We start from the raw sequence: 21,595 nt of genomic DNA, 5'->3' as shown, positions 1-21,595 counted from the left end.
ACGATTAATGTTCTAAATTTTGTTCGATTACTACGGTCTTATTAGAAATTTTTTCTTGTAACCATTGGAAAATAATAAATAATATAGGTATAATAAATACTCCTAAAATAGTTCCTATAAGTAATCCTCCAACGGCACCAGTACCAATGGATTTGTTTCCTTCCGATCCTACACCTTTTGCTAATACTAAAGGCATTAAACCTAAGATAAAAGCGAAAGAGGTCATTAAAATTGGACGTAAACGTGATTTTGCACCGTCTATAGCTGCCTCGATTATACTTTCTCCATGGTGTCGTTTCTGTAATGCAATTTCTACAATAAGTATGGCATTTTTAGCCAACAAACCAATAAGCATAATTAGAGAAATTTGGAAATAAATGTTGTTTTCTAATCCTAATAACTTGGTACTAATATAAGCCCCAAATACTCCAAATGGTAAAGAAAGAATTACAGCAAATGGTAATAAGTAACTTTCGTATTGAGCACTTAATAAGAAGTACACAAAAAGAATACTTAATATAAATATAAATGTAGTTTGATTTCCTGCATTTACTTCTTCACGAGTTAAGCCAGAATAAGCAATAGTATAATTACTTGGTAGTTTAGCAACCTCTTCTTCAATAACTCTAATAGCATCACCAGTACTGTAACCTTCGTTTGTAGCTCCAGTTATACTTGTAGAATTTAATAAGTTAAAACGTGTTACAGATTGTGGTCCATAAACTCTTTCTAGTTTTACAAATTGAGTAATTGGTGTCATTTCGCCAGTATCCGTTCTCACATACATACTATTTAAAGCATTAACATCTGCTCTGTCTTCTGGTAGTGCTTGAATATATACTCTAAATTGTTTTCCAAATTTAGAAAAATCTGAAGCATAAATTCCACCTATATACCCTTGTAAAGTTGAAAAGATACTAGAGATATCAACTCCTTTTTCTTTTGCTAAAGGTACATTCACTTCCATTTCATATTGCGGATAGTTTGTGTTAAATGCAGATTGCGCATACTGAATTTCTGGGTGACTCATTAAAGCCATTGCAAACTCTTGATTTGCTTTGTCTAAATCTTTAAATTCTCCTCCAAATTTATCTAATAAGTTAACTTCAAAACCTGCTGAATTACCAAAACCACGAATACTTGGTGGTGAGAAGAAAATAATTTTAGCCTCAGGAACTCCGGCAGAAATACCAAATAATTTTCCTGTAATGGCCTGAGAAGAAAGCGAAGGATCTTCACGTTCGCTCCAATCTTTTAATTTTATAATTCCCATTCCATAGTTAGATCCTGAACCATTAATTAAACTTCGTCCTTTAATAAAGTTTACTCCAGCAATACCTTCTATACCTTCTATTTGTGAATAAAGTTTTTTAGCAACTGCATCTGTTCTATCTAATGATGCTCCAGCTGGTAATTCAATATTCGCAAAAATAATACCTCTATCTTCATTAGGTACAAAACCTGTTGGAGTTGTGTTCGCAGCCCAGTAAATACCGGCAAATGCAATTATTATTAATACTCCAGTAATGAATTTTCTCTTATGTAAGAAATGAAGTGAATTTCCATATTTTTCTATCGTAGCATTAAATCCACGATTAAAAAGTGTGTAAAAACGTTTTAATGGATTTTTTCCTTTCAACTCTTCATCATCTTTGTGCGATTTTAATAATAACGCACATAAAGCAGGACTTAATGTTAAGGCATTTACTGCCGAAATTAAAATAGCAATAATTAAAGTGACACCAAATTGTTCGTAGAATACACCTGTAGGACCTGTTACAAAAGTAACTGGTATAAATACTGCCGCCATTACTAATGTAATTGAGATAATTGCACCAGAAATTTCATTCATAGCAACTAAAGTGGCCTTTCTTGGATCTTTTTCTCCATGGTCCATTTTTGCATGAACAGCTTCTACAACTACAATGGCATCATCAACCACAATACCAATGGCAAGTACTAATGCAAATAGTGTTAATAGGTTAATAGAGTATCCAAAAACATTCAAGAAAAAGAATGTTCCAATAATAGAAACGGGTACCGCAATTGCAGGTATTAATGTGGAACGAAAATCTTGTAAGAAAATAAATACCACTATGAATACCAATATAAAGGCTTCTATTAATGTATGTATTACTTTTTCTATTGATGCGTTTAAGAATAAACTAGTATCGTATGGTACAAAAATACCTAAACCTTCTGGAAGATCTTTTTCTACAGTTGCTAAAGTGGTTTTTATGTTTTCAATAATTTCTTGAGCATTAGAACCTTTTGTTTGGAAGATTCCCATAAAAACTGCAGGGTGTCCCAAACTCATTGCATTAGCCGCGTAAGATTGTGCATCTAATTCAATAGTAGCAACATCTTTTAGTCTTAAAAATTGTCCGTTTCCTAATGCTTTAATAACAATATCACTGTATTGACTTTCATCTTTAAAACGACCGCTATACGTTAATGTGTAGGAAAATGATTCTCCACTATTCTGACCCAAAGAACCAGCTGCTGCTTCTAAGTTTTGTTCTGCTAAAGCAGCAGAAATATCTGAAGGAATTAAGCCGTAAGCGGCTAATTTTTCTGGTTTCAACCAAATACGCATCGCATAATCTTGTTGCGAGAATACGCTAACATCTCCAACACCACTAATACGTTGCATGGCTGGAATTACGTTAATTTTTAAATAATTCTGAATAAAAGTAGCATCGTAATCATCACTCTCAGAATACATAGAAATAAACATTAATGCACTTGTTTCTTGTTTCTGAGTAATTACACCTGTTTGTATTACTTCTTGTGGTAATAAAGCAGATGCTCTTGCTACACGGTTTTGTACGTTTACTGCAGCAATATCTGCATCCATTTCTTGATCGAAATATACAGTAATTTCTGCTGTTCCTGTGTTTGATGCTGTAGAGGTAATGTACGTCATTCCTTCAACACCATTTATTTGTTCTTCTATAGGAATAATAACACTTTCAAGAACGGTTTCTGCATTGGCACCCGTATAGCTTGCCGTTACCTTAATGGTAGGAGGAGCAATATCCGGATATTCCTCTATTGGTAAGCTTGTTATACTAATAACTCCTAGTAAAACTATAATAATAGAGATAACTGTTGAAAGCACAGGTCTTTCAATAAATGTTTTTAACATAATTATAAAATTTCTAGGTTTCTAATTTTTGAAAAGTGTAGGAATTGGCTTTATAGCTTCATCAAAAGACTTGTTTTGAGGAGTAATAACCATTCCGTTTTTTAGTTTGCCTACTCCAGAAACTATAATTGTTTCTTTTGCATCAACCCCAGACTCTACAACATATAAGTTGTCTACTGTAGTTTTTACTTTTATAATAGCTGTTTTAATAGTATTGTTTTCAGCTAGTTTAAAAATCATTATATTTCCTTGTTGCTCGAAAGTAGCATCTTGAGGAATTACAATTGCATTTTCGTAAACTGCAGGGATTTGAATTTTACCACTATTACCATTAGTTACTAATTGGTTAGGATTATCAAAAACAGCTCTAAAGCTTACTGTACCAGTACTTTGATTAATTTGTCCTGAACTTGTTTCTATTTTCCCTTTTTCTTCATAAGTACTGCCATTAGCCAATATTAAATTCACAGGTGCAAAATTTGCGATTTTTTCTTTTAAATTTTTGCCTTTAGCATTTTGGAGGAAGTCTAAATATTGTGTTTCATTTAAACTAAAAAAAGCATATACCTTACTAATATCACTAACGGTTGTTAGTGGTGTTTGATCACTTGGACTAATTAGAGCACCTTCTCTAAAATTAATCATTCCAACAAAACCATTTACAGGACTTTTCATAGTGGCATATCCAATATTTGCAGACACACTACTATAGTTTGCTTTGGCTTGTTGTAGGTTTGCTTTAGCTGTTTCTAATTGTACTGGACTAATAATGTTTTTTTCCACTAGCGGGACCAATTTATCAACTTCTACTTGTGCCACATTAATACGAGCTTTAGCAGCACCAGCGTCCTGACTTAAAGATTGTGTTTCTAATCTAAATAACACCTGTCCTTTACGTACTTTTTCACCTTCGTCTACTAATACTTTTTGAATGTATCCTGATGTTTTTGCTCTAACAGCACTATTTATAATACCTTCTATATTTGTTGGATATTCTTTATATCCTGTCACTGTTTTAGTTTGTAATTGAGTTACTGGAATTGTGGGAGGTGGAGCTTGTTGTTGAGCTTGTTCCGATTTATTATCTCCACAACTTATAAAGGTGATCGCTAATAATGAGAGCGATAGCATAATGTAATGACTTTTTTTCATATTATTCTTGGGTTGTTAATACTACTATTTTGATTATTTATAAACTATATTTTCTTTTAATTTTATAATTGATTTTGTAGCCTCATTTAAAAATGTAATGTAATTATTATGAAAGTCTAGGCTAAATACTTGTGCTTCATCATCATTAAATTCATTCATTTTTTCTTTGTATGATTTCATCTCCATATGTAACTCTTTTTCAGAGGTCCAAGAGTTAATCATATTATCCATATGTGTTAAAATATGGCATTTACTAATTATGAAATACTTCTTTCTATCACCTTTTTTTGTAAAGTATTCTAATTGTTTTAAATCTAATAAATGATTTAAATGTGTAGAAATGGTACTCTTACTTGCGCATAAATTGGTAACTAAATCATCGAAAGTTACACCCGATCTACCTGTTAAAACCACATAAGAGATTATACGAGCGGCAACTGGAGCTAATTGATTGTTTTTTTCAATAACAACCCCAAGCTTCTCGACAAGTTTATGTTTTTCTTCTAACAGTTCTTTCTCCATAATTATTAAAATTTGGACAAATATAAGGTTAGTTCGGTTTTTTCCGAACTAACAAGGGGTTAATTAATTGTTAAAAACAGAAAACTTATTTTTAAGCCTATATTTCTGGTTTTTACATAAAATAGAACCTTGTTTTTTAACTTCTAACAGGTCATTTTCGATATTTGTTTAAAATCTCTATCAAAGATAAATACATATAGAGTATATGTCTGTTTTAAATACTATACATTACACAGGTTGAATGTTAAAAAAAATTGATATTAAATGTGCTATTAATAATGAGAAAAATCATGAGGTGTTCTTTACATTTTTTTTTACTTTTAGTATGGCTAATTTTATACATAAATAACGCTGTTCATAAATAAAAATAATTTTGAAGTCATAAAAAATAATGAATAAAACATCTATTAATGCATCAGTATATGGAAATACTCCAAACGGACAACAAGTAGATTTATATAAACTTAAAAACGTAAATGGTATGGAAGTCGATATCATTACGTTTGGAGGAATTATAACGGCTTTAAAAGTACCGAATAGAGCACATAAATTCGAAAATGTTGTTTTAGGATATGATAAATTAGAACCTTATTTAATAAATCCAACATATTTTGGAGCTATAATTGGGCGCTACGGAAACCGTATTGCTAACGGTAAATTTTCGTTAAACGGAACAGATTATACTTTAGCAATTAATAATGGGGTAAATAGTTTACATGGAGGTAATAAAGGATTCGATAAAGTTATTTGGACAGCAGAATCTATTGAAACAAAAGAGACCGTGGCTTTAAAATTAACGTATCTAAGTCCGGATATGGAAGAGGGATTTCCAGGGAATTTAAATGTTACTGTAGTTTATTCTCTTGCAGCAAATAATACATTAAATGTTCGTTACGAGGCTAAAACAGATAAAACAACCGTCGTAAATTTAACGCAACATTCTTATTTTAATCTGTCCGGAGATTTTACTAAAAGTATTACAGACGAAACCGTAATGATTAATGCAGATGCTTATATTCCTATAAATAAAAATGCAATTCCAACAGGAGAAATAGCACCGGTTACTGGTACACCATTCGATTTTACAACGGCTAAAAAAGTAGGAAAAGACATCGATGCGAATCATATTCAAATTAAAAATGGCTCAGGTTACGACCATAACTGGGTTTTAAACCATCAAGATCAAGGATTACGTTTGGCTGCTAAAGTTTATGATCAATCTAGTGGCAGGTGTTTAGACGTTTGTACAGACCAACCCGGAGTGCAATTTTACACCGCTAATTTTTTAGATGCGCCTTTTGTACCTCGAGGTGCATTATGTTTAGAGACTCAACATTATCCAGATTCACCAAATAGAGACACTTTTCCTTCTACTATTTTAAATCCAGGCGAGGTTTATAAATCGCAAACTACGTTTATGTTTTCTATTAAATAAGATGTAATTGTAACTTGATTTTACAATTTAAGACAACTTTAAAGACTGTTTTAACTTTTATTACTGTAAATCTAAGTAATTATAAAATTAGAATTGTTTGGTTATTGTTATCTTTAAAATCTTATTTATAAGTTATGATTGAAGAATTAAAAACACATTATGGGTATTTGTTTGAAGATGAATTACTTCAAGAAATAAATCAATGCGGACTTTTTAAAGCCGTCCCAGAAGGTTTTACACTTATGGATATTGGTCAGCCCATTTCCCACATGCCACTTTTAATTAGTGGTGCTCTAAAAATTTTAAGAGAAGACGAAAACGGAGACGAATTACTATTGTATTTTATAGAACAAGGAGATACGTGTACAATGAGTATTTCATGTTGTATGGGAAACTCTAAAAGTGAAATACGAGCCATTGCAGAAACAGAAGCTACCTTAATTATGGTTCCTGTAGAAAAAATGGGAGAATGGATGGGGAAATATAAAAGCTGGCAAAATTTTATACTTCAAAGTTATCATGAACGCACTATAGAATTATTAGAATCTATAGACACCATAGCGTTTCTAAAAATGGATGAACGTCTTTTAAAATATTTAAAAGATAAAGCGATGGTAAATCATAACGAAATGATTGCTGTAACGCATCAAGATATTGCTCAAGATTTACATACATCTAGAGTCGTAATTTCTAGATTACTTAAAAAACTAGAAAATGATGGACGCTTAAAGTTGTACCGTAATCAAATTCATTTATTAGATTTATAGAGTTCTTTCGTTTAATACATATTAATCAATTATCTTTTATTTAATATCCTATTGTAACTTAGGTTACTTGTAAAACTTCTACTTAACAGTACATTTGTCTAAACTTTACAAATGGATATTACACAAATAATAGGATTTATAGGCGCACTTGTTGTTGGTTTAGTCTTGGGACTAACCGGAGGAGGTGGTTCTATTTTAACGGTTCCCATTTTAGTATATTTACTTATGCTAAATCCCGTAACTGCAACTGCATATTCGTTATTTATAGTTGGTGTATCGTCTAGTTTTGGTGCTTTTAAAAACTATCAGAAAGGTTTGGTAGATTTAAAAATAGCAGCTGTATTTGCGGTTCCTGCATTTACAATGGTGTATATAACACGTAAGTTTATAATTCCGGCCATTCCTGATAATATATTCCAAATAGGAAGTTTTGTCATAACCAAAGATATCTTTATAATGGTTATGTTTGCTATAATGATGGTGATCGCATCGGTAACGATGTTAAAGCCTAAAAAAGATGAAAAGAAAGAACATGCACATAGAAAATTAAGTAATCTTTTAATTTTTAATCAGGCCATTGTTATTGGTTTTTTTACAGGAATTGTTGGTGCAGGTGGTGGATTTATAATTATTCCAGCTTTAATTATTCTGGGGAATTTATCCATGAAAAAAGCTGTGGGTACGTCTTTATTCATCATTGCAGTAAATTCTTTAATTGGTTTTATTGGAGATATCGGAAATATAGAAATCGATTGGTCGTTCTTACTTAGTTTTACAGCGGTAGCAGTTGTTGGTATTTTTTTAGGAAGTTATTTGTCTAATTATATTTCAGGTAAAAAACTTAAAAAAGGCTTTGGTTGGTTTGTATTGGTTATGGGGCTTTATATTATAATTAGAGAACTAGCAATGTAACCGTGTTAATTGCCAAATAATAGTTTAAAAGAGGAGTAGTTTTATATAGAATAAATAGATTATGAAAGTAGATCAAATATATACAGGTTGTTTAGCGCAAGGCGCTTATTATATAGAAAGTAATGGTGAGGTTGCTATTATCGATCCGTTGCGTGAGGTTGCTCCTTATGTAAGCAGAGCAGAAAAAGAAGGTGCTAAAATTAAATATATTTTCGAAACTCATTTTCATGCAGATTTTGTTAGCGGACATGTTACATTATCAGAATTAACGGGCGCTCCAATTATATACGGACCAACTGCAAATCCATCCTTCGATGCAATTATAGCAGAAGATGAACAAGAATTTAAACTAGGAAATGTTGTTATAAAAGTATTGCATACACCTGGTCACACTATGGAAAGTACGACATTTTTGTTAAAAGATGAAACAGGAAAAGATTACGCTATTTTTAGCGGAGACACTTTGTTTTTAGGCGATGTTGGTCGTCCAGATTTGGCACAAAAAGGAGAGATTACACAAGACGATTTAGCAGGGTATTTGTATGATAGTTTACGAACTAAAATTATGCCTTTAGCTAACGATGTAATTGTTTACCCTGGACACGGAGCGGGTTCTGCTTGTGGAAAGAATATGATGAAAGAAACGGTAGACACTTTAGGAAATCAGAAAAAGATGAATTATGCCTTACGTGAAGACATGACAAAACCTGAATTTGTTAAAGAAGTTACAGATGGTTTGACACCGCCACCACAGTATTTTCCGTTAAACGTGAAGATGAATAAAGAAGGGTACGATAATATTGATACTGTAATAGAAAAAGGTACAAAAGCATTAAGTCCAGATGAGTTTGAAACTGTAGCCAATACTATTGAAGCTTTAGTTTTAGATGTACGCCATCAAGATGAATTTATAAAAGGACATATTCCACGTTCTATTTTTATAGGACTACAAGGTGGTTTTGCACCATGGGTTGGCGCTTTAATTAAAGATGTAAAACAACCTATTTTATTAGTTACAGATCCTGGTATGGAAAAAGAAACGGTTATACGTTTATCTCGTGTGGGATTCGATAATACACTAGGGTATTTAAAAGGAGGTTTCGAAGCATGGAAATCTGTTGGTAAGGAATACGATACTATTTCGTCTATTACTGCAGAAACCTTTAAAACACGTTTAGAGGCAGAGAAATTGAATGTTTTTGATGTCAGAAAAGATTCAGAATATGCTTCCGAACATATTGATAATGCTAAAAATGCATCATTAGAATTTATTAATGAACATTTGTCTGAGTTTCCTAATGATACACCATTTTACGTGCATTGTGCAGGAGGTTATAGATCTGTAATTGCAACATCAATATTAAAAAGTAGAGGGTATCATAATTTAATAGATGTTGCAGGTGGTATGAAAGCGATTAAAGAAGCCGGAATTCCGTTAACAGATTTTGTATGTCCTTCAATATTAAAAAAGTAAATGAATAAATATTAATTGTTAAAAGAATAGCATCTTAAAAAGGTTGTTTTTTTATCAGTGCAGAATTTTAAAACATATAGTTATGAGTCGATTTTCAGAACTTATTAAACAGGATAAACCTGTTTTAGTCGATTTTTTTGCCGAATGGTGTGGTCCTTGTAAAACAATGGCGCCAATTTTAAAAGATGTAAAAGATAGTTTAGGCGAGTCGGTTTCAATTATAAAAATTGATATCGATAAAAATCAAGAGTTAGCATCTAAATTAAATGTTAGAAATGTTCCCACTTTAATGCTATATAAGTCAGGAGAACAAAAGTGGAGACAATCTGGAATAGTCCAAAAATCAGATTTAATTCAAATTATAAAACAAGGTAGTTAATTTAAAAGGTTAATTATTTAGAATTTATTACCAGTTACAGAAGCGTCTTTTACAGGGCGCTTTTTCATTTCTTATATGTGTGAAATGAGGTGTTTAAATTGCTTTTTGAAATAAAATGTTTATAAAATTGATATTTAAAACACTAAAGGTTCTTTTTAAATTAATGAATTACTAGCGTTTTGATTGTTTTTGTTAACATTTTTTTAGAAACCGTATTCGCCTTTCTTCCCAATTTTAAGTACATTTGATGCTTAACAAAGACTAGTTTTTAAATAGTGAATTTATTTAATCAACGAAAAAATAAATCGTTTAATTATAAGGCTAAGTTTCAGGAAGAGGATGTTAAACCTTTAAACGAAATGACGTCTAAATGGGAAGCGCTTAAGCAAACGAGAAAACATCAAGGAAAAAAAGGCATCCGTTTATCTGGATGGTTAATAATCTTGATTTTGGTTATCATTTTATGGTATGTATTAAATAATTATGAATTGTAGAAAGCAGCATGGGGATTTTTAAAACGAGAAAAAATAAAAAATTTACGTACACGCCTCAACATTTTAAAAATGATGGGGAAGGAAGTCCGTTTGAAATGAAACATAAATTCGACGATTTTAGAAAAACCGTTGGACCTACAGGAGGAATTAAATCTAAAATTCAAAATGCATTTCAAGAATTAAAAGAATCTCCAGACCGTTCTGCTAACCGCAGGATTATAATTATTGTTGCTATACTTATTCTTATATTTCTATTTATAATAGAATTCGATTTATCCATATTCCTTCCAAATTCATAATGGCAGATATTATTCAACTTTTACCAGACCATGTTGCTAATCAAATTGCAGCGGGTGAGGTAGTGCAACGACCAGCTTCTGTAGTTAAAGAACTTTTAGAAAATGCTATAGATGCCAAAGCCGAAACCATAAAATTATTGGTTAAAGATGCCGGTAAAACTTTGGTACAGGTTATAGATGATGGGGTAGGTATGAGTGTTACAGATGCACGTTTAAGTTTTGAACGTCATGCAACTTCTAAAATTCGTTCTGCCGAAGATTTATTTCAATTAGATACAAAAGGATTTCGAGGTGAAGCTTTAGCTAGTATTGCCGCTATTGCTCATGTAGAATTAAAAACAAAACAAGCCCAAGATGAGGTTGGTACAACCATAACCATTGAAGGTAGCGAAATTGTAGATCAAGATGTCGTGGTTACACCAACAGGAACGTCTATCGCTGTAAAACATTTGTTTTTTAATATTCCAGCACGGCGTAATTTTTTAAAATCGAATACAGTTGAAACACGCCATATTATAGACGAATTTCAGCGCGTAGCTTTAGCTCATCCAGGTATTAGTTTTGTAATGTACCATAACGGCTCTGAAGTTTTTAATTTACCACATAGTAATTACAGACAACGTATTGTTAATATATTCGGACCCAAAACCAATGAAAAATTGGTGCCTGTGAATGAAGATACCGATGTGTTGAAAATTTCTGGATTTGTTGGAAAACCAGAATATGCTAAAAAATCTAGAGGGGAACAATTTTTCTTTGTCAATCATAGATTTATAAAAAGTGCCTATTTAAATCATGCTATTACAGCAGCATTTGAAGGGTTAATAAAAGAAGGAACACACGCGAGTTATTTTTTAAATTTAGAAGTAAACCCGCAAACTATAGATATTAATATTCATCCTACAAAAACAGAGATTAAGTTTGATGATGAACATACGTTATATGCTATTTTAAGAGCCTCTGTTAAACATAGTTTAGGACAATTTAATATTGCACCCGTTTTAGATTTCGATCACGATGCGAATCTAGATACGCCTTACGATTATTCAAGTAAATCTGCAAGTACACCTACAATAGAGGTAGATCGTACTTTTAATCCGTTTAATTCAGAAAAATCAGCGCCTTCAAGACCGTCTACACCATCATCTTACTCAGGACGTAAAGACCCGCCAACAGCAGGTTGGGAAAGTTTATATGTGGGTATGGAATCTAAAGGTACAAAATCTAAAAGTGATTTTAGTGAAATTCAATTTGAAAGCGTAGAAAGTACAGCTTCCTTGTTCGACGAGTCTCAAATGGCTACTAAGCAAGCCACATATCAGCTTCAAAATAAATATGTATTAAGTACCATTAAATCGGGGATGTTAGTTATCGATCAAAATCGTGCTCACCAACGTATCCTTTACGAAGATTTTTTAAAATACATCACAGGAAAAGATACGGTAAGTCAGCAATTGTTATTTCCATTGCAAATTCAATTATCTAAACAAGAACACGATATTGTTTTAAATTTAAAGAGTGATTTAGAATACGCAGGTTTTGTGTTTCAGAATATTGAAGAACACATGGTAGAAATAATTGGTTTGCCTATAAATGTCCCAGAGAGCGAAGTAAGTATTATATTAGAACAATTAATTAGCGATGTAGAACATGAAGTTCCTGATGCAAATTTTAGTGCTGCAGATTTGTTGGCAAAGTCGTTATCGAAAAGTTTGGCTATAAAATCAGGACAATCGCTTACACAAACAGAACAAGATCATTTAGTAAATAGTTTGTTTGCGTGTAAGGAACCCAATGTTTCTCCGAATAATAAACCTACATTTATCACCATGACGGTTGATGAATTAGATAAAAAATTTATGTAATTTCATAGAAAGAAAGATTATGATGAATAGAATTTCCGATACCGTTAAACACCTTATAATTATAAATGTTATTATGTTTATCGGGACCATGGTCGTTGGTGGAGGTAACTTGTTTTATGATTGGTTTGCTTTGCATTTTCCAAAGAATGCAGCGTTCCAACCTTGGCAAATATTTACCCACATGTTTATGCATGGTGGTTTTATGCATATTGCATTTAACATGTTGGCACTTTGGATGTTTGGAACACCTGTAGAGCAACAGTTTGGAGGGAAAAAGTTTTTATTCTTTTACTTGTCTTCTGGTTTAGGAGCCGCACTTTTAATGTTAGCGTACTACTATTATCAATACTCATCAGGAATGTCTGCTTTAGAAGGCGCAGGATTTAGTCAAGCAGAAACCTTAGAAACGTTACGTTCTGGTTATGCAATGTATAATACGGGTTGGTCTAAGGTTTTAGATCCAGATCAATTAGGGAAATTTGTAAGTGTATTTAATGGTTCTATGGTAGGAGCTTCTGGTGCTATAATGGGCGTTTTAGTCGCTTTCGGAATGTTGTTTCCAGAATCTAAATTGATGCTTATATTTTTACCTATTCCAATTAAAGCTAAGTATTTTATACCAGGAATTATTGCATTAGATTTAATTTCGGCTGTTACTGGTCAATCCTTTTTTAGTCCAAGTAATACCGCGTATGTTGCCCACGTAGGAGGTGCTTTAACAGGCTTCTTAATTATGTGGTATTGGAAAAGAACACAGTTTAATAAAAACCGTTGGGATTAATATATGAACACGCTTAATCAAGATATTAAACAAAAATTAACGCATTTAAATGTGTTAGAAAAGATAATAGCTATAAATGTTATTGTCTTTTTTGTTGGGTTTGTTTTACAAGTACTAACATCTACTTTACCTAACGATTCTAGTTTACAATGGTTTGAATTGTCTAGTAATTTATCTGAATTATTAGTCACTCCATGGTCTTTTATTACATATGCATTTGTGCATTACGATTTTATACATTTATTATTTAATATGTTGTGGTTGTATTTTATTGGACAGTGGTTTTTAAATATGTTCAGTAAAAAATTAGCTATAAATATTTATTTTTTAGGTGCAATTTCTGGTGCCGTAGTTTTTTTACTAGGTTATAATTTGTTACCTAATGTGTTTCATTCTGGCGGACGATTAGTAGGTGCATCTGCAGCAGTTCGTGCATTATTAATCTTTATGTGTGCGTATATGCCGCAAATGGATTTAAAATTCTTTATGTTTAATGTTAAGTTATGGATGGTTGGAGCTGCCATATTAACTTTAGATGTTTTAGGCTTAGCAGGCACTAATGCAGGAGGTAATTTAGCTCACATAGGAGGTGCAGCTTTAGGATTTTTATACGCTATGCAGTATAAGCAAGGCAGAGACATAGGAAAAGGATTTGAGTCTTTTGCAGATACACTAACAGGCTTGTTTTCTAAATCTGGAAAATCGCCACTTAAAACTGTTCATAAACGCGGTAATAAGAAGATGGCTGGCTTTAAAAAAGAAGAGTTTGATGCTTTTAATAAACAAAAGCGCATAGATATTATTCTTGATAAAATTAGTAAAAGTGGCTACGATAGCCTGACAAAAGAGGAAAAGGAATTTTTATTTAAAGTAGGAAAATAAGTATGAGTAAGTTAAACGTTATTGATAAATTTATATTTTTCATCAATTCCATGTTGGCTACCTTACTTTTATTGTCTTATATTTTACCTTTTTTTCCGCCTAAACATTTTGCCTTTTTATCAGTTTTAAGTATTGTAGTACCTGTCTTAATTCTTGTTAACGTACTATTTGCTTTATATTGGTTGCTAAAACTAAAACGCCAAATGCTACTGTCGTTTATTATTTTAGTAATTGGGTATTTTTATATGGGAACATTGTATAAGTTTTCTGGAACTACAGAAGATACTAATGCCGACAATATTTCTATTATGAGTTATAATGTAAGGTTGTTTAATATCTATAACTGGATTCCGAATAAAGATATTGGCTTCGAAATTTCGAAATTTGTAAAAGCAGAACATCCCGATATTTTAAGTATACAAGAATTCCATCCCAATAATAAAAGTATAGATTTTTCATTCTTTAAGTATAAATACATACAATTGGCTGGCGAAAAAAAACAATTTGGTCAAGCTATTTTTTCTCAATATCCTATTATTAATAAAGGATCTGTTACATTTCCTAATACACCCAATAATGCCATCTTTGCAGATGTTGTTAAAGGAGAAGATACTGTTCGTATTTATAATATTCATTTACAATCACTTCGTATAAATACAAAAGTAGAAGCGTTAAAAAAACAAGACTCAGAACGTTTAGTAAAAAGTATTGGTCATTCTTTTGCCATGCAACAAGCCCAAACAGAGCTGTTTTTAGAGCATAAAAAGACGTGTAAGTATAAAATGATTATTACTGGCGATTTAAACAACACAGCTTATTCTTATGTGTATAGAATGATTAGAGGCGACTTAAACGATACTTTTAAGGAAGCTGGTAATGGATTTGGAAAGACTTTTAATTTTAAATTTTTTCCAGTACGAATTGATTTTATTTTTACTGATGAAGCTATTAAAATTAAAGGCTTTAAAACCTTTAATAGCGATGTGTATTCAGATCATTACCCTATAATGGTAAAATTGTCTTTACATTAGGCTACAATCTACAGCATCTGCTATAATGTGAATAACTAAACCTAAACCAATAAGGCGTGTTTTTTTAGGTAATAAAAGGAGTATATATATTGCTATAGCGTAATAGGAGTGAAGCGGATGAAAGTTTATGCTACAACGTCCGGGACTAAATATAGGCGTAGCTAAAAGATGATCTAAATCTATTAACATACCACAAATCATAATTAAATAAGCGTGTTTCCATTCGGGTTTGTAAAACCAAAGCGCAACAACTAATGGGCCTATAAAATGGATGCCATAATGTATAAAAGGCTGAAGCATTACAGTGAAAGATCTTGATTTTCTAAGTAATCTAATGCATTCGGACCTTCGTTAAATAATAAATCTAAAACACTTAAATTATTAATAAATCCATGCTTGTCGCCAAACACTTGTGTGTATTTTTTATTCTGAAAATCTATTGCAGATTTTGGGTTTACTAAAGCTCTTAAATCAGTGCCATTAGTAATCTCATGTTTGAATTCTTCAGTTTTATGAATTGTTTTTTCTAATTGAAGACATTCAGAAATGGTCTCGAAACATTTTAAATTAAAATCTAAAATGTACTCTGCTTTGGTTTCAAAAAGCGGACGCAAATCATCTTCGTAATATTCAAAGAAAGGAGACGTTTTGTATGCGGAAAGTAAAGATTTCCAATGTAAACTTTGCCAGTTTTCAGTATTAGAAATCTTTACTTCACGATACTTTTGGCGATTTTTTTGAGTATAAATCACCGGAATATTTAATAATAATTTGCCATTAGCGGCATATATATACGTACGCGTTCTATAGGTTTGTTTTGCAAAATTATCATCCATTTCAAAGGTTACCACATCAGACTGCGCAATGGCTGCCATGTGTGTAATATTCGGAAAATAAGTAGGATGTAAAAGACTATTCAAACTCATAAAAGTATTCGTTACGCATTTGCTTTTTTACGTTTTCTGTACGTATTAAAACCGAATAATCCAGCAATAATAATAAGCGACGGAATTAAGTAAGATACTGGTTTTCCGTTTCCGCCAACAGTTGTAAAGAAACGGTCCCAACGTGGTTTTCCGTATTGGTCCCAACTCATCCAAATAAATACAGGTTTACCAACAACGTGGTCAAACGGAACAAATCCCCAAGCTCTTGCGTCTTGAGAGTTGTGTCTATTATCTCCCATCATCCAATAGTAATCTTGTTTAAATGTATAGCTGTCTGCAGCTGTTCCATTTACATATATTTGGTTTCCTTTTACTTGTAATTTATTGCCCTCGTATTCTGTAATAACGCGCTTGTAAAGCGGTAAAATATCTACATTTAAAGCTATAGTTTTTCCTGCTTGAGGAATGTATAATGGTCCGAAGAAATCATTATTCCAATTGTAATTTGGGTTCTGAGGAAAAATTCGAGAATCTCTTACTCCTTTTTCTTCTTTAATAGGAGTAATGCTTTCTACGTTTGGATGATTTTTAAACTGCTCTACGGCTTCATCTGTAATAGACATAAACATATAAGTGTTCTTGTCGTTAATGATTCCAAAACGGTCTGTAATGCCATATCGATCTGCTAATTCTTTAGCGTTAAATTGATGTGTTTTAGGTTGTACTAAATAGCTAAATTGCAGTCTAGCACGTTCTGGTAATTTGTTTTGTTTACCGTTAATATAAACATATCCATTTCTTACTTCTAGAGAATCTCCAGGAAGACCAACACAACGTTTTACGTAGTTAGATTTTTTATCGACAGGTTTCCAATGGTTACGATCTGGCGTGCTAAAAAAGTCTGTAACTGTATCTACAGGCCAATTAAACACAACAATATCGTTACGTTTTATTTTTTGAAATCCAGGTAATCTTAGATAAGGTAACAATGTTTTGTTTTTCCAAGACTCTTCTTTTGTTTCTAAATTATCGTCTGCGATGTATGATTTTAACTTGGTTTTCGGAATTGAATCGTGAACCATTGGTAAAGCCAATGTTGTTTCTGGTAAACGTGGTCCATAGTTTAACTTGCTTACAAAAAGAAAGTCGCCTACAAGTAATGTTTTCTCTAAAGATGAGGTTGGAATTGTAAACGGCTGAATAATGTAAGTATGTACTATGGTTGCAGCAACTACAGCAAATAAGATAGAACTAATCCAGTCTCCTGCACTTGTTCTAGGTTCTAAACTTCTGTCTTTTATATATTCTAAATCTGTTGCGACGTAGTTTAGGTAATAATTGTATAAACCAAGAGATACTACTGCAAGAATGGTATCTAGAGTGGTGTTTTTACCGAAACTTCTAGCGGTTTCTACCCATATTACAGGAAACATAATTAAATTAACAATAGGTAAGAAGATTAGAATTGTCCACCACCAAGGTCTATTTATTATTTTCATTAAAACAATAGCATTGTAAACAGGAATAAAAGCTTCCCATGCTTGCCTACCTGCTTTTACGTAAAGTTTCCAAGTTCCTAATCCGTGAACGAATTGGATAATTAAAATAAAGATGAACCACTGAGTTAAAGTCATAATCTACTTATGTTGCTAATTGCCTAAAAGACAAGAATTAATCTGAATATTTGTATTAGTATTAGTATTGATAAGGGAATTAATGTAACAGGTTTTTATAGTATTAACCAATATTTAACACATCTTTCATGCTGTATACACCTGTTTTTCCTAATAACCATTCAGCAGCAACAACTGCACCAACTGCAAAACCTTCTCTACTGTGTGCTTTATGTTCTATTGTAATAGAATCTATACTACTATCATAAGTTACAATATGTGTACCTCTTACTTCTGGAAAACGTTTTGCAACTATAGGAACCGTATTTGCTTCTCTACTGTCTAAAGCCCATTTGTCGTATTTTTTATGTTCCGAAATAATGTCTTTTGCTAAAGAGATTGCTGTTCCGCTTGGTTTGTCTAATTTTTTAGTATGATGTATTTCTTTCATAGAAACGTTATAACGTTTTCTATTACTCATCATTCTAGCTAATACTTTGTTTAATTCAAAAAAGATATTTACACCTAAACTAAAATTTGAGGCATAAATAAAAGCTCCTTTTTTTTCTTCACATAAAGCAACCATTTTATCGTAATCTTCTAACCAACCTGTTGTTCCACAAATTACAGGAACGCCATTATTGAAACAATTAGTAAGGTGTGGTACTACTGCGTCAGGTAAACTAAAATCTATTGCAATATCTGCCTGTGTGATATCGTAATTAGAATTTTCTGTAGTCGCTTTGATTACTATTTCATGGCCACGATTTAGTGCTATTTGTTCAATGGTTTTACCCATTTTTCCGTATCCAAGTAATGCAATTTTCATGATGTAAAATTTAAAATTTAAAATTAAAGGAGAACCCAAGATTAGTTGATCGTTCTACCTCGTTATAATTAAACTTAGGTGCTAGAGATAAATTATCGTCGATGTTAAATTGTAGTAAATGTGCATCTACATTGGCATCAACAATATTTAAGACGTATAAACCTAGCGTAATTAGTAATGATAATTCTTTATTCTCTCGCAACTGCTCTTGCGCATTAATTAGTCCGTCGTCAGAGATTCTACCGTAGTATTGATCATCTGTATAACCGGCTAATCTGCGTTTGTAAGCATCGCGATAGTCGTTGTAAGCATTGTTATTATCTATATAAAAGTAAATACCTGTACCAATAGCTGCGTAAACAATTGGAATTTTCCAGTATTTTCTGTTATATGCTTGTCCTAAACCTGGAAGTATGGCCGAATAAAAAGCGGCACGTGCTGGCGCTAAAGGATCTGTTAGTCTGGATTCTTTTTCAGGTTTAATTGCTAAAGAATCTGTTGTTGTAACTACGGTTTCTTCAGAAGTGGTTATAATTTTAGCATTATCCACCATCAATGTATCTACAACTTTTTTAGTATTTGCAGATTGATCTTTTTCTGTTTTTTGTGCTAAGCTATTTAAGCAGAATACAAAAAAGAGTAGGGTAGTTATACAAAATTTACTTTGCACTGTGTACAAGTTTTTTTATACGATTAAAGTCTTCTTCAGAATGAAAAGGAATTGTTATTTTTCCTTTTCCGTTTTTAGCTATTTTAATATCGATTTTATGTCCGAAATAATCAGAAAAATCCTCGATACTTTTAGTTACAAACTTAGGGGGTTCTGTGTTTTGTTTGTCTGTAGGTTTTGCTTCATCTAAAGATTTATTTTCGTTATAATTTTTTACTAAACTTTCAGTATCTCTAACAGATAATTTTTGTTTTAAGATACGTGTATAAATTTCTATTTGAATGCTATGGTCTTCAATATTAATAATTGCTCGGCCATGACCCATAGAAATAAATCCGTCTCGCATTCCTGTTTGAATGATTGGATCTAATTTTAAAAGGCGTAAATAATTGGCAATTGTAGATCGTTTTTTTCCAACACGATCGCTCATTTGCTCTTGTGTTAAATTAATCTCATCTATTAAACGTTGGTATGATAAAGCAATTTCAATAGGGTCTAAGTCTTGGCGTTGAATATTTTCAACTAAAGCCATTTCTAAAGACTCCTGGTCGTTTGCAATACGTATATAAGCAGGAATGGTTTTTAACCCTAAAGCTTCTGAGGCGCGCATACGACGTTCTCCAGATACTAATTGATAGGTGTTAAAATCTAATTTTCTAACTGTAATAGGCTGAATTACCCCTAATTCTTTTATAGATGAAGATAGTTCGCGCAGTGATTCTTCGTTAAAATTTGTACGTGGCTGAAACGGATTCATTTCAATAGTACTTAATTCTAACTCTACAATATTTCCTATAACTTTATCAGCATTTTTATCTTGAACCGAGTTAATATCGTTAGTCGGGTCTTTTAATAATGCAGATAATCCTCTTCCTAATGCTTGTTTTCTTACTGCCTTCGCCATATTCTTTTCTAGGAGTTTTTGTTTATTATTTCTTTAGCCAAACTTAAATAGTTTATAGCACCTTTACTACTTGCATCAAAATTAATAATGCTTTCACCAAAACTTGGTGCTTCACTTAAACGTACATTTCGTTGTATTATAGTTTTAAAAACCATATCATTAAAATGTTTTTGTACTTCTTCTACCACTTGGTTAGAAAGTCTTAAACGTGAGTCGTACATGGTTAATAATAAACCTTCAATATCTAATTCAGGATTGTGTATTTTTTGAACACTTTTAACGGTGTTTAATAATTTTCCTAAACCTTCAAGAGCAAAATATTCGCATTGAATTGGGATAATTACGGCATCTGAAGCTGTTAACGCATTAAGAGTTAATAAGCCTAAAGATGGGGCACAATCAATTATAATATAATCGTAATCGTCTTTAACTTCTGCTAATGCACGTTTTAGCATATATTCTCTATCGTCCTTATCTACAAGTTCAATTTCAATAGCAACTAAGTCTATATGCGATGCAATGATGTCTAAATTCGGAGTTTCGGTTTGTAGAATAGCTTCTTTCGCTGTATTGGTATGTTCCAATAATTGGTAAGTTCCAATTTCAACAGTCTCTACATCTATACCTAATCCCGAAGTGGCATTGGCTTGAGGATCGGCATCAATCAGCAATACTTTCTTTTCAAGCACCCCTAAAGAGGCTGCTAAATTAATAGAAGTCGTTGTTTTTCCTACGCCTCCTTTTTGATTTGCAATTGCAATGATCTTACCCATTAATAATTTGATTTTATTAGGTGTAAAAATACAACTATTTATGAGTTTTAAAAATGTAACTTGTTAACAAATGTTAAGTGCGTTTTCTTTTTCTAAGCCCTTTGTTAGACTACTGTAAGATCGAATGAAAGAATTTCTAATAATAATAATGAATTTAATCGGAATTTATTTAAGCATTATTAATTCAAAAGGAAAGCTAAAACATGTCTGTAAACGGGAAGTTTACAAGAAATATCGACCATTATACAAATTCAAAATATATTACTATGTATTTGTGTATGAATATTTGATTTTTAGCGTTTTAATAGCGCTTTCCCTAACTCTATGTCTGTAGCTAATTCTTCAAGGCTTGTAGATTCTAACATATGTTTCAATTCTGCTCGAATCGATTTAAATTTTTGATGCATAGGGCATGGACTATCGTCATTACAAACATGTAATCCGATACCGCAACTTTCGTAAATTTGATCACCATCAATAGCTACAACAATATCCGAAAGCTTTATTTTTTTTATATTTACTATATCAATTTCAAACCCACCATGTGCTCCTTTTATAGAGTTCACAACATGATTTCTTGCTAAAGCTTGTAAAATTTTAGCAGTAAATGCTTCTGGAGAATCAATCTCTTTTGCAATTTCTTTAGGACTCACACGTCTATTTTCTAAAGAATTTACTGCAATAAATATTGTGGCTCTAATACCGTATTCACATGCTTTTGAAAACATATTTTTAGTGTTTTTTAGTATATAAAAACAGAAAAATTAAGACACGAATA

Annotated in this window: 22 protein-coding genes; 11 read left to right on the top strand and 11 right to left on the bottom strand. The window is 32.0% G+C overall.

What is annotated here, in order from left to right:
* Positions 1-4 precede the first annotated feature (4 nt).
* The 3 genes from GQR95_RS16270 to GQR95_RS16260 are packed head-to-tail and all read right to left on the bottom strand — an operon-like array spanning position 5 to position 4,822.
* Complete coding sequence (locus tag GQR95_RS16270; protein WP_159024132.1) at positions 5-3,148, bottom strand: efflux RND transporter permease subunit; 3,144 nt, start codon at positions 3,146-3,148, stop codon at positions 5-7.
* A gap of 21 nt (positions 3,149-3,169) precedes the next feature.
* Positions 3,170-4,300: an efflux RND transporter periplasmic adaptor subunit gene (locus tag GQR95_RS16265; RefSeq protein ID WP_159024131.1), complete on the bottom strand. Its 1,131-nt coding sequence runs from the start codon at positions 4,298-4,300 to the stop codon at positions 3,170-3,172.
* A gap of 33 nt (positions 4,301-4,333) precedes the next feature.
* Entirely contained in the window at positions 4,334-4,822 is a 489-nt protein-coding gene (locus GQR95_RS16260; protein ID WP_159024130.1) for a GbsR/MarR family transcriptional regulator, read from the bottom strand.
* Positions 4,823-5,213: 391 nt separating this feature from the next.
* Here GQR95_RS16260 and GQR95_RS16255 point away from each other — a divergent pair, with 391 nt between their 5' ends.
* The 11 genes from GQR95_RS16255 to GQR95_RS16205 all read left to right on the top strand — a co-directional run bounded on the left by GQR95_RS16255 (position 5,214) and on the right by GQR95_RS16205 (position 15,141).
* On the top strand, positions 5,214-6,257 hold the full coding sequence (locus GQR95_RS16255) for an aldose epimerase family protein (RefSeq protein ID WP_159024129.1): 1,044 nt from the start codon (positions 5,214-5,216) through the stop codon (positions 6,255-6,257).
* 134 nt (positions 6,258-6,391) lie between these two features.
* On the top strand, positions 6,392-7,024 hold the full coding sequence (locus tag GQR95_RS16250) for a Crp/Fnr family transcriptional regulator (protein WP_159024128.1): 633 nt from the start codon (positions 6,392-6,394) through the stop codon (positions 7,022-7,024).
* A gap of 111 nt (positions 7,025-7,135) precedes the next feature.
* The gene (locus tag GQR95_RS16245) at positions 7,136-7,936 is read left to right on the top strand and encodes a sulfite exporter TauE/SafE family protein (RefSeq protein ID WP_159024127.1); all 801 of its coding nucleotides are present in this window, start codon (positions 7,136-7,138) and stop codon (positions 7,934-7,936) included.
* A 61-nt stretch (positions 7,937-7,997) separates the two neighbouring features.
* Positions 7,998-9,410, top strand: a complete 1,413-nt coding sequence (locus GQR95_RS16240) for a rhodanese-like domain-containing protein (protein WP_159024126.1) — start codon at positions 7,998-8,000, stop codon at positions 9,408-9,410.
* 82 nt (positions 9,411-9,492) lie between these two features.
* Positions 9,493-9,789 carry a thioredoxin gene (trxA, locus tag GQR95_RS16235; protein WP_159024125.1) on the top strand — a complete coding sequence of 99 codons (297 nt, stop codon included), beginning with the start codon at positions 9,493-9,495 and terminating at the stop codon, positions 9,787-9,789.
* A gap of 275 nt (positions 9,790-10,064) precedes the next feature.
* Complete coding sequence (locus GQR95_RS16230) at positions 10,065-10,283, top strand: hypothetical protein (RefSeq protein WP_159024124.1); 219 nt, start codon at positions 10,065-10,067, stop codon at positions 10,281-10,283.
* Positions 10,284-10,291: 8 nt separating this feature from the next.
* Positions 10,292-10,582, top strand: coding sequence for a riboflavin synthase subunit beta (locus GQR95_RS16225; protein ID WP_159024123.1), 291 nt, complete (start codon positions 10,292-10,294; stop codon positions 10,580-10,582).
* The gene (gene mutL / locus GQR95_RS16220; protein ID WP_159024122.1) at positions 10,582-12,447 is read left to right on the top strand and encodes a DNA mismatch repair endonuclease MutL; all 1,866 of its coding nucleotides are present in this window, start codon (positions 10,582-10,584) and stop codon (positions 12,445-12,447) included. The genes GQR95_RS16225 and mutL overlap by 1 nt, the downstream gene beginning before the upstream one ends.
* Before the next feature lie 22 nt (positions 12,448-12,469).
* Entirely contained in the window at positions 12,470-13,228 is a 759-nt protein-coding gene (locus GQR95_RS16215) for a rhomboid family intramembrane serine protease (RefSeq protein WP_159024361.1), read from the top strand.
* Between the two features lie 3 nt (positions 13,229-13,231).
* Positions 13,232-14,110, top strand: coding sequence for a rhomboid family intramembrane serine protease (locus GQR95_RS16210; protein WP_159024121.1), 879 nt, complete (start codon positions 13,232-13,234; stop codon positions 14,108-14,110).
* A 2-nt stretch (positions 14,111-14,112) separates the two neighbouring features.
* Positions 14,113-15,141: an endonuclease/exonuclease/phosphatase family protein gene (locus tag GQR95_RS16205; protein WP_159024120.1), complete on the top strand. Its 1,029-nt coding sequence runs from the start codon at positions 14,113-14,115 to the stop codon at positions 15,139-15,141.
* On the opposite strand, the gene GQR95_RS16200 is transcribed toward GQR95_RS16205, so the two are convergent.
* The 8 genes from GQR95_RS16200 to GQR95_RS16165 all read right to left on the bottom strand — a co-directional run bounded on the left by GQR95_RS16200 (position 15,133) and on the right by GQR95_RS16165 (position 21,545).
* On the bottom strand, positions 15,133-15,441 hold the full coding sequence (locus GQR95_RS16200) for a DUF6122 family protein (protein ID WP_159024119.1): 309 nt from the start codon (positions 15,439-15,441) through the stop codon (positions 15,133-15,135). The genes GQR95_RS16205 and GQR95_RS16200 overlap by 9 nt on opposite strands.
* On the bottom strand, positions 15,441-16,061 hold the full coding sequence (locus GQR95_RS16195; RefSeq protein WP_159024360.1) for a WbqC family protein: 621 nt from the start codon (positions 16,059-16,061) through the stop codon (positions 15,441-15,443). Before GQR95_RS16195 ends, GQR95_RS16200 begins: the two co-directional genes overlap by 1 nt.
* A gap of 17 nt (positions 16,062-16,078) precedes the next feature.
* Positions 16,079-17,662, bottom strand: coding sequence for a signal peptidase I (lepB, locus tag GQR95_RS16190; protein ID WP_159024118.1), 1,584 nt, complete (start codon positions 17,660-17,662; stop codon positions 16,079-16,081).
* A 103-nt stretch (positions 17,663-17,765) separates the two neighbouring features.
* Positions 17,766-18,470: a 4-hydroxy-tetrahydrodipicolinate reductase gene (dapB, locus tag GQR95_RS16185; RefSeq protein WP_159024117.1), complete on the bottom strand. Its 705-nt coding sequence runs from the start codon at positions 18,468-18,470 to the stop codon at positions 17,766-17,768.
* Positions 18,471-18,480: 10 nt separating this feature from the next.
* Positions 18,481-19,140 carry a DUF5683 domain-containing protein gene (locus tag GQR95_RS16180; protein WP_159024116.1) on the bottom strand — a complete coding sequence of 220 codons (660 nt, stop codon included), beginning with the start codon at positions 19,138-19,140 and terminating at the stop codon, positions 18,481-18,483.
* Positions 19,130-20,044 carry a ParB/RepB/Spo0J family partition protein gene (locus tag GQR95_RS16175; RefSeq protein ID WP_159024115.1) on the bottom strand — a complete coding sequence of 305 codons (915 nt, stop codon included), beginning with the start codon at positions 20,042-20,044 and terminating at the stop codon, positions 19,130-19,132. Before GQR95_RS16175 ends, GQR95_RS16180 begins: the two co-directional genes overlap by 11 nt.
* Positions 20,045-20,052: 8 nt before the next feature.
* On the bottom strand, positions 20,053-20,817 hold the full coding sequence (locus GQR95_RS16170; protein WP_159024114.1) for a ParA family protein: 765 nt from the start codon (positions 20,815-20,817) through the stop codon (positions 20,053-20,055).
* A 293-nt stretch (positions 20,818-21,110) separates the two neighbouring features.
* Positions 21,111-21,545 (bottom strand): Rrf2 family transcriptional regulator, encoded by a 435-nt coding sequence (locus GQR95_RS16165; RefSeq protein WP_159024113.1) that lies wholly within the window; start codon positions 21,543-21,545, stop codon positions 21,111-21,113.
* Positions 21,546-21,595 lie beyond the last annotated feature (50 nt).

The sequence above is a fragment of the Formosa sp. L2A11 genome (assembly GCF_009796865.1).
Taxonomy (GTDB): Bacteria; Bacteroidota; Bacteroidia; order Flavobacteriales; family Flavobacteriaceae; genus Formosa.
This window is presented reverse-complemented; position numbering and strand designations above follow the sequence as displayed.

Bases quoted from the DNA above. Each gene is read 5' to 3' on its own strand.
- GQR95_RS16270 (WP_159024132.1), bottom strand. From the start codon at position 3,148: ATGTTAAAAACATTTATTGAAAGACCTGTGCTTTCAACAGTTATCTCT.
- GQR95_RS16265 (WP_159024131.1), bottom strand. From the start codon at position 4,300: ATGAAAAAAAGTCATTACATTATGCTATCGCTCTCATTATTAGCGATC.
- GQR95_RS16260 (WP_159024130.1), bottom strand. From the start codon at position 4,822: ATGGAGAAAGAACTGTTAGAAGAAAAACATAAACTTGTCGAGAAGCTT.
- GQR95_RS16255 (WP_159024129.1), top strand. From the start codon at position 5,214: ATGAATAAAACATCTATTAATGCATCAGTATATGGAAATACTCCAAAC.
- GQR95_RS16250 (WP_159024128.1), top strand. From the start codon at position 6,392: ATGATTGAAGAATTAAAAACACATTATGGGTATTTGTTTGAAGATGAA.
- GQR95_RS16245 (WP_159024127.1), top strand. From the start codon at position 7,136: ATGGATATTACACAAATAATAGGATTTATAGGCGCACTTGTTGTTGGT.
- GQR95_RS16240 (WP_159024126.1), top strand. From the start codon at position 7,998: ATGAAAGTAGATCAAATATATACAGGTTGTTTAGCGCAAGGCGCTTAT.
- trxA (WP_159024125.1), top strand. From the start codon at position 9,493: ATGAGTCGATTTTCAGAACTTATTAAACAGGATAAACCTGTTTTAGTC.
- GQR95_RS16225 (WP_159024123.1), top strand. From the start codon at position 10,292: ATGGGGATTTTTAAAACGAGAAAAAATAAAAAATTTACGTACACGCCT.
- mutL (WP_159024122.1), top strand. From the start codon at position 10,582: ATGGCAGATATTATTCAACTTTTACCAGACCATGTTGCTAATCAAATT.
- GQR95_RS16215 (WP_159024361.1), top strand. From the start codon at position 12,470: ATGAATAGAATTTCCGATACCGTTAAACACCTTATAATTATAAATGTT.
- GQR95_RS16210 (WP_159024121.1), top strand. From the start codon at position 13,232: ATGAACACGCTTAATCAAGATATTAAACAAAAATTAACGCATTTAAAT.
- GQR95_RS16205 (WP_159024120.1), top strand. From the start codon at position 14,113: ATGAGTAAGTTAAACGTTATTGATAAATTTATATTTTTCATCAATTCC.
- GQR95_RS16200 (WP_159024119.1), bottom strand. From the start codon at position 15,441: ATGCTTCAGCCTTTTATACATTATGGCATCCATTTTATAGGCCCATTA.
- lepB (WP_159024118.1), bottom strand. From the start codon at position 17,662: ATGACTTTAACTCAGTGGTTCATCTTTATTTTAATTATCCAATTCGTT.
- dapB (WP_159024117.1), bottom strand. From the start codon at position 18,470: ATGAAAATTGCATTACTTGGATACGGAAAAATGGGTAAAACCATTGAA.
- GQR95_RS16175 (WP_159024115.1), bottom strand. From the start codon at position 20,044: ATGGCGAAGGCAGTAAGAAAACAAGCATTAGGAAGAGGATTATCTGCA.
- GQR95_RS16170 (WP_159024114.1), bottom strand. From the start codon at position 20,817: ATGGGTAAGATCATTGCAATTGCAAATCAAAAAGGAGGCGTAGGAAAA.
- GQR95_RS16165 (WP_159024113.1), bottom strand. From the start codon at position 21,545: ATGTTTTCAAAAGCATGTGAATACGGTATTAGAGCCACAATATTTATT.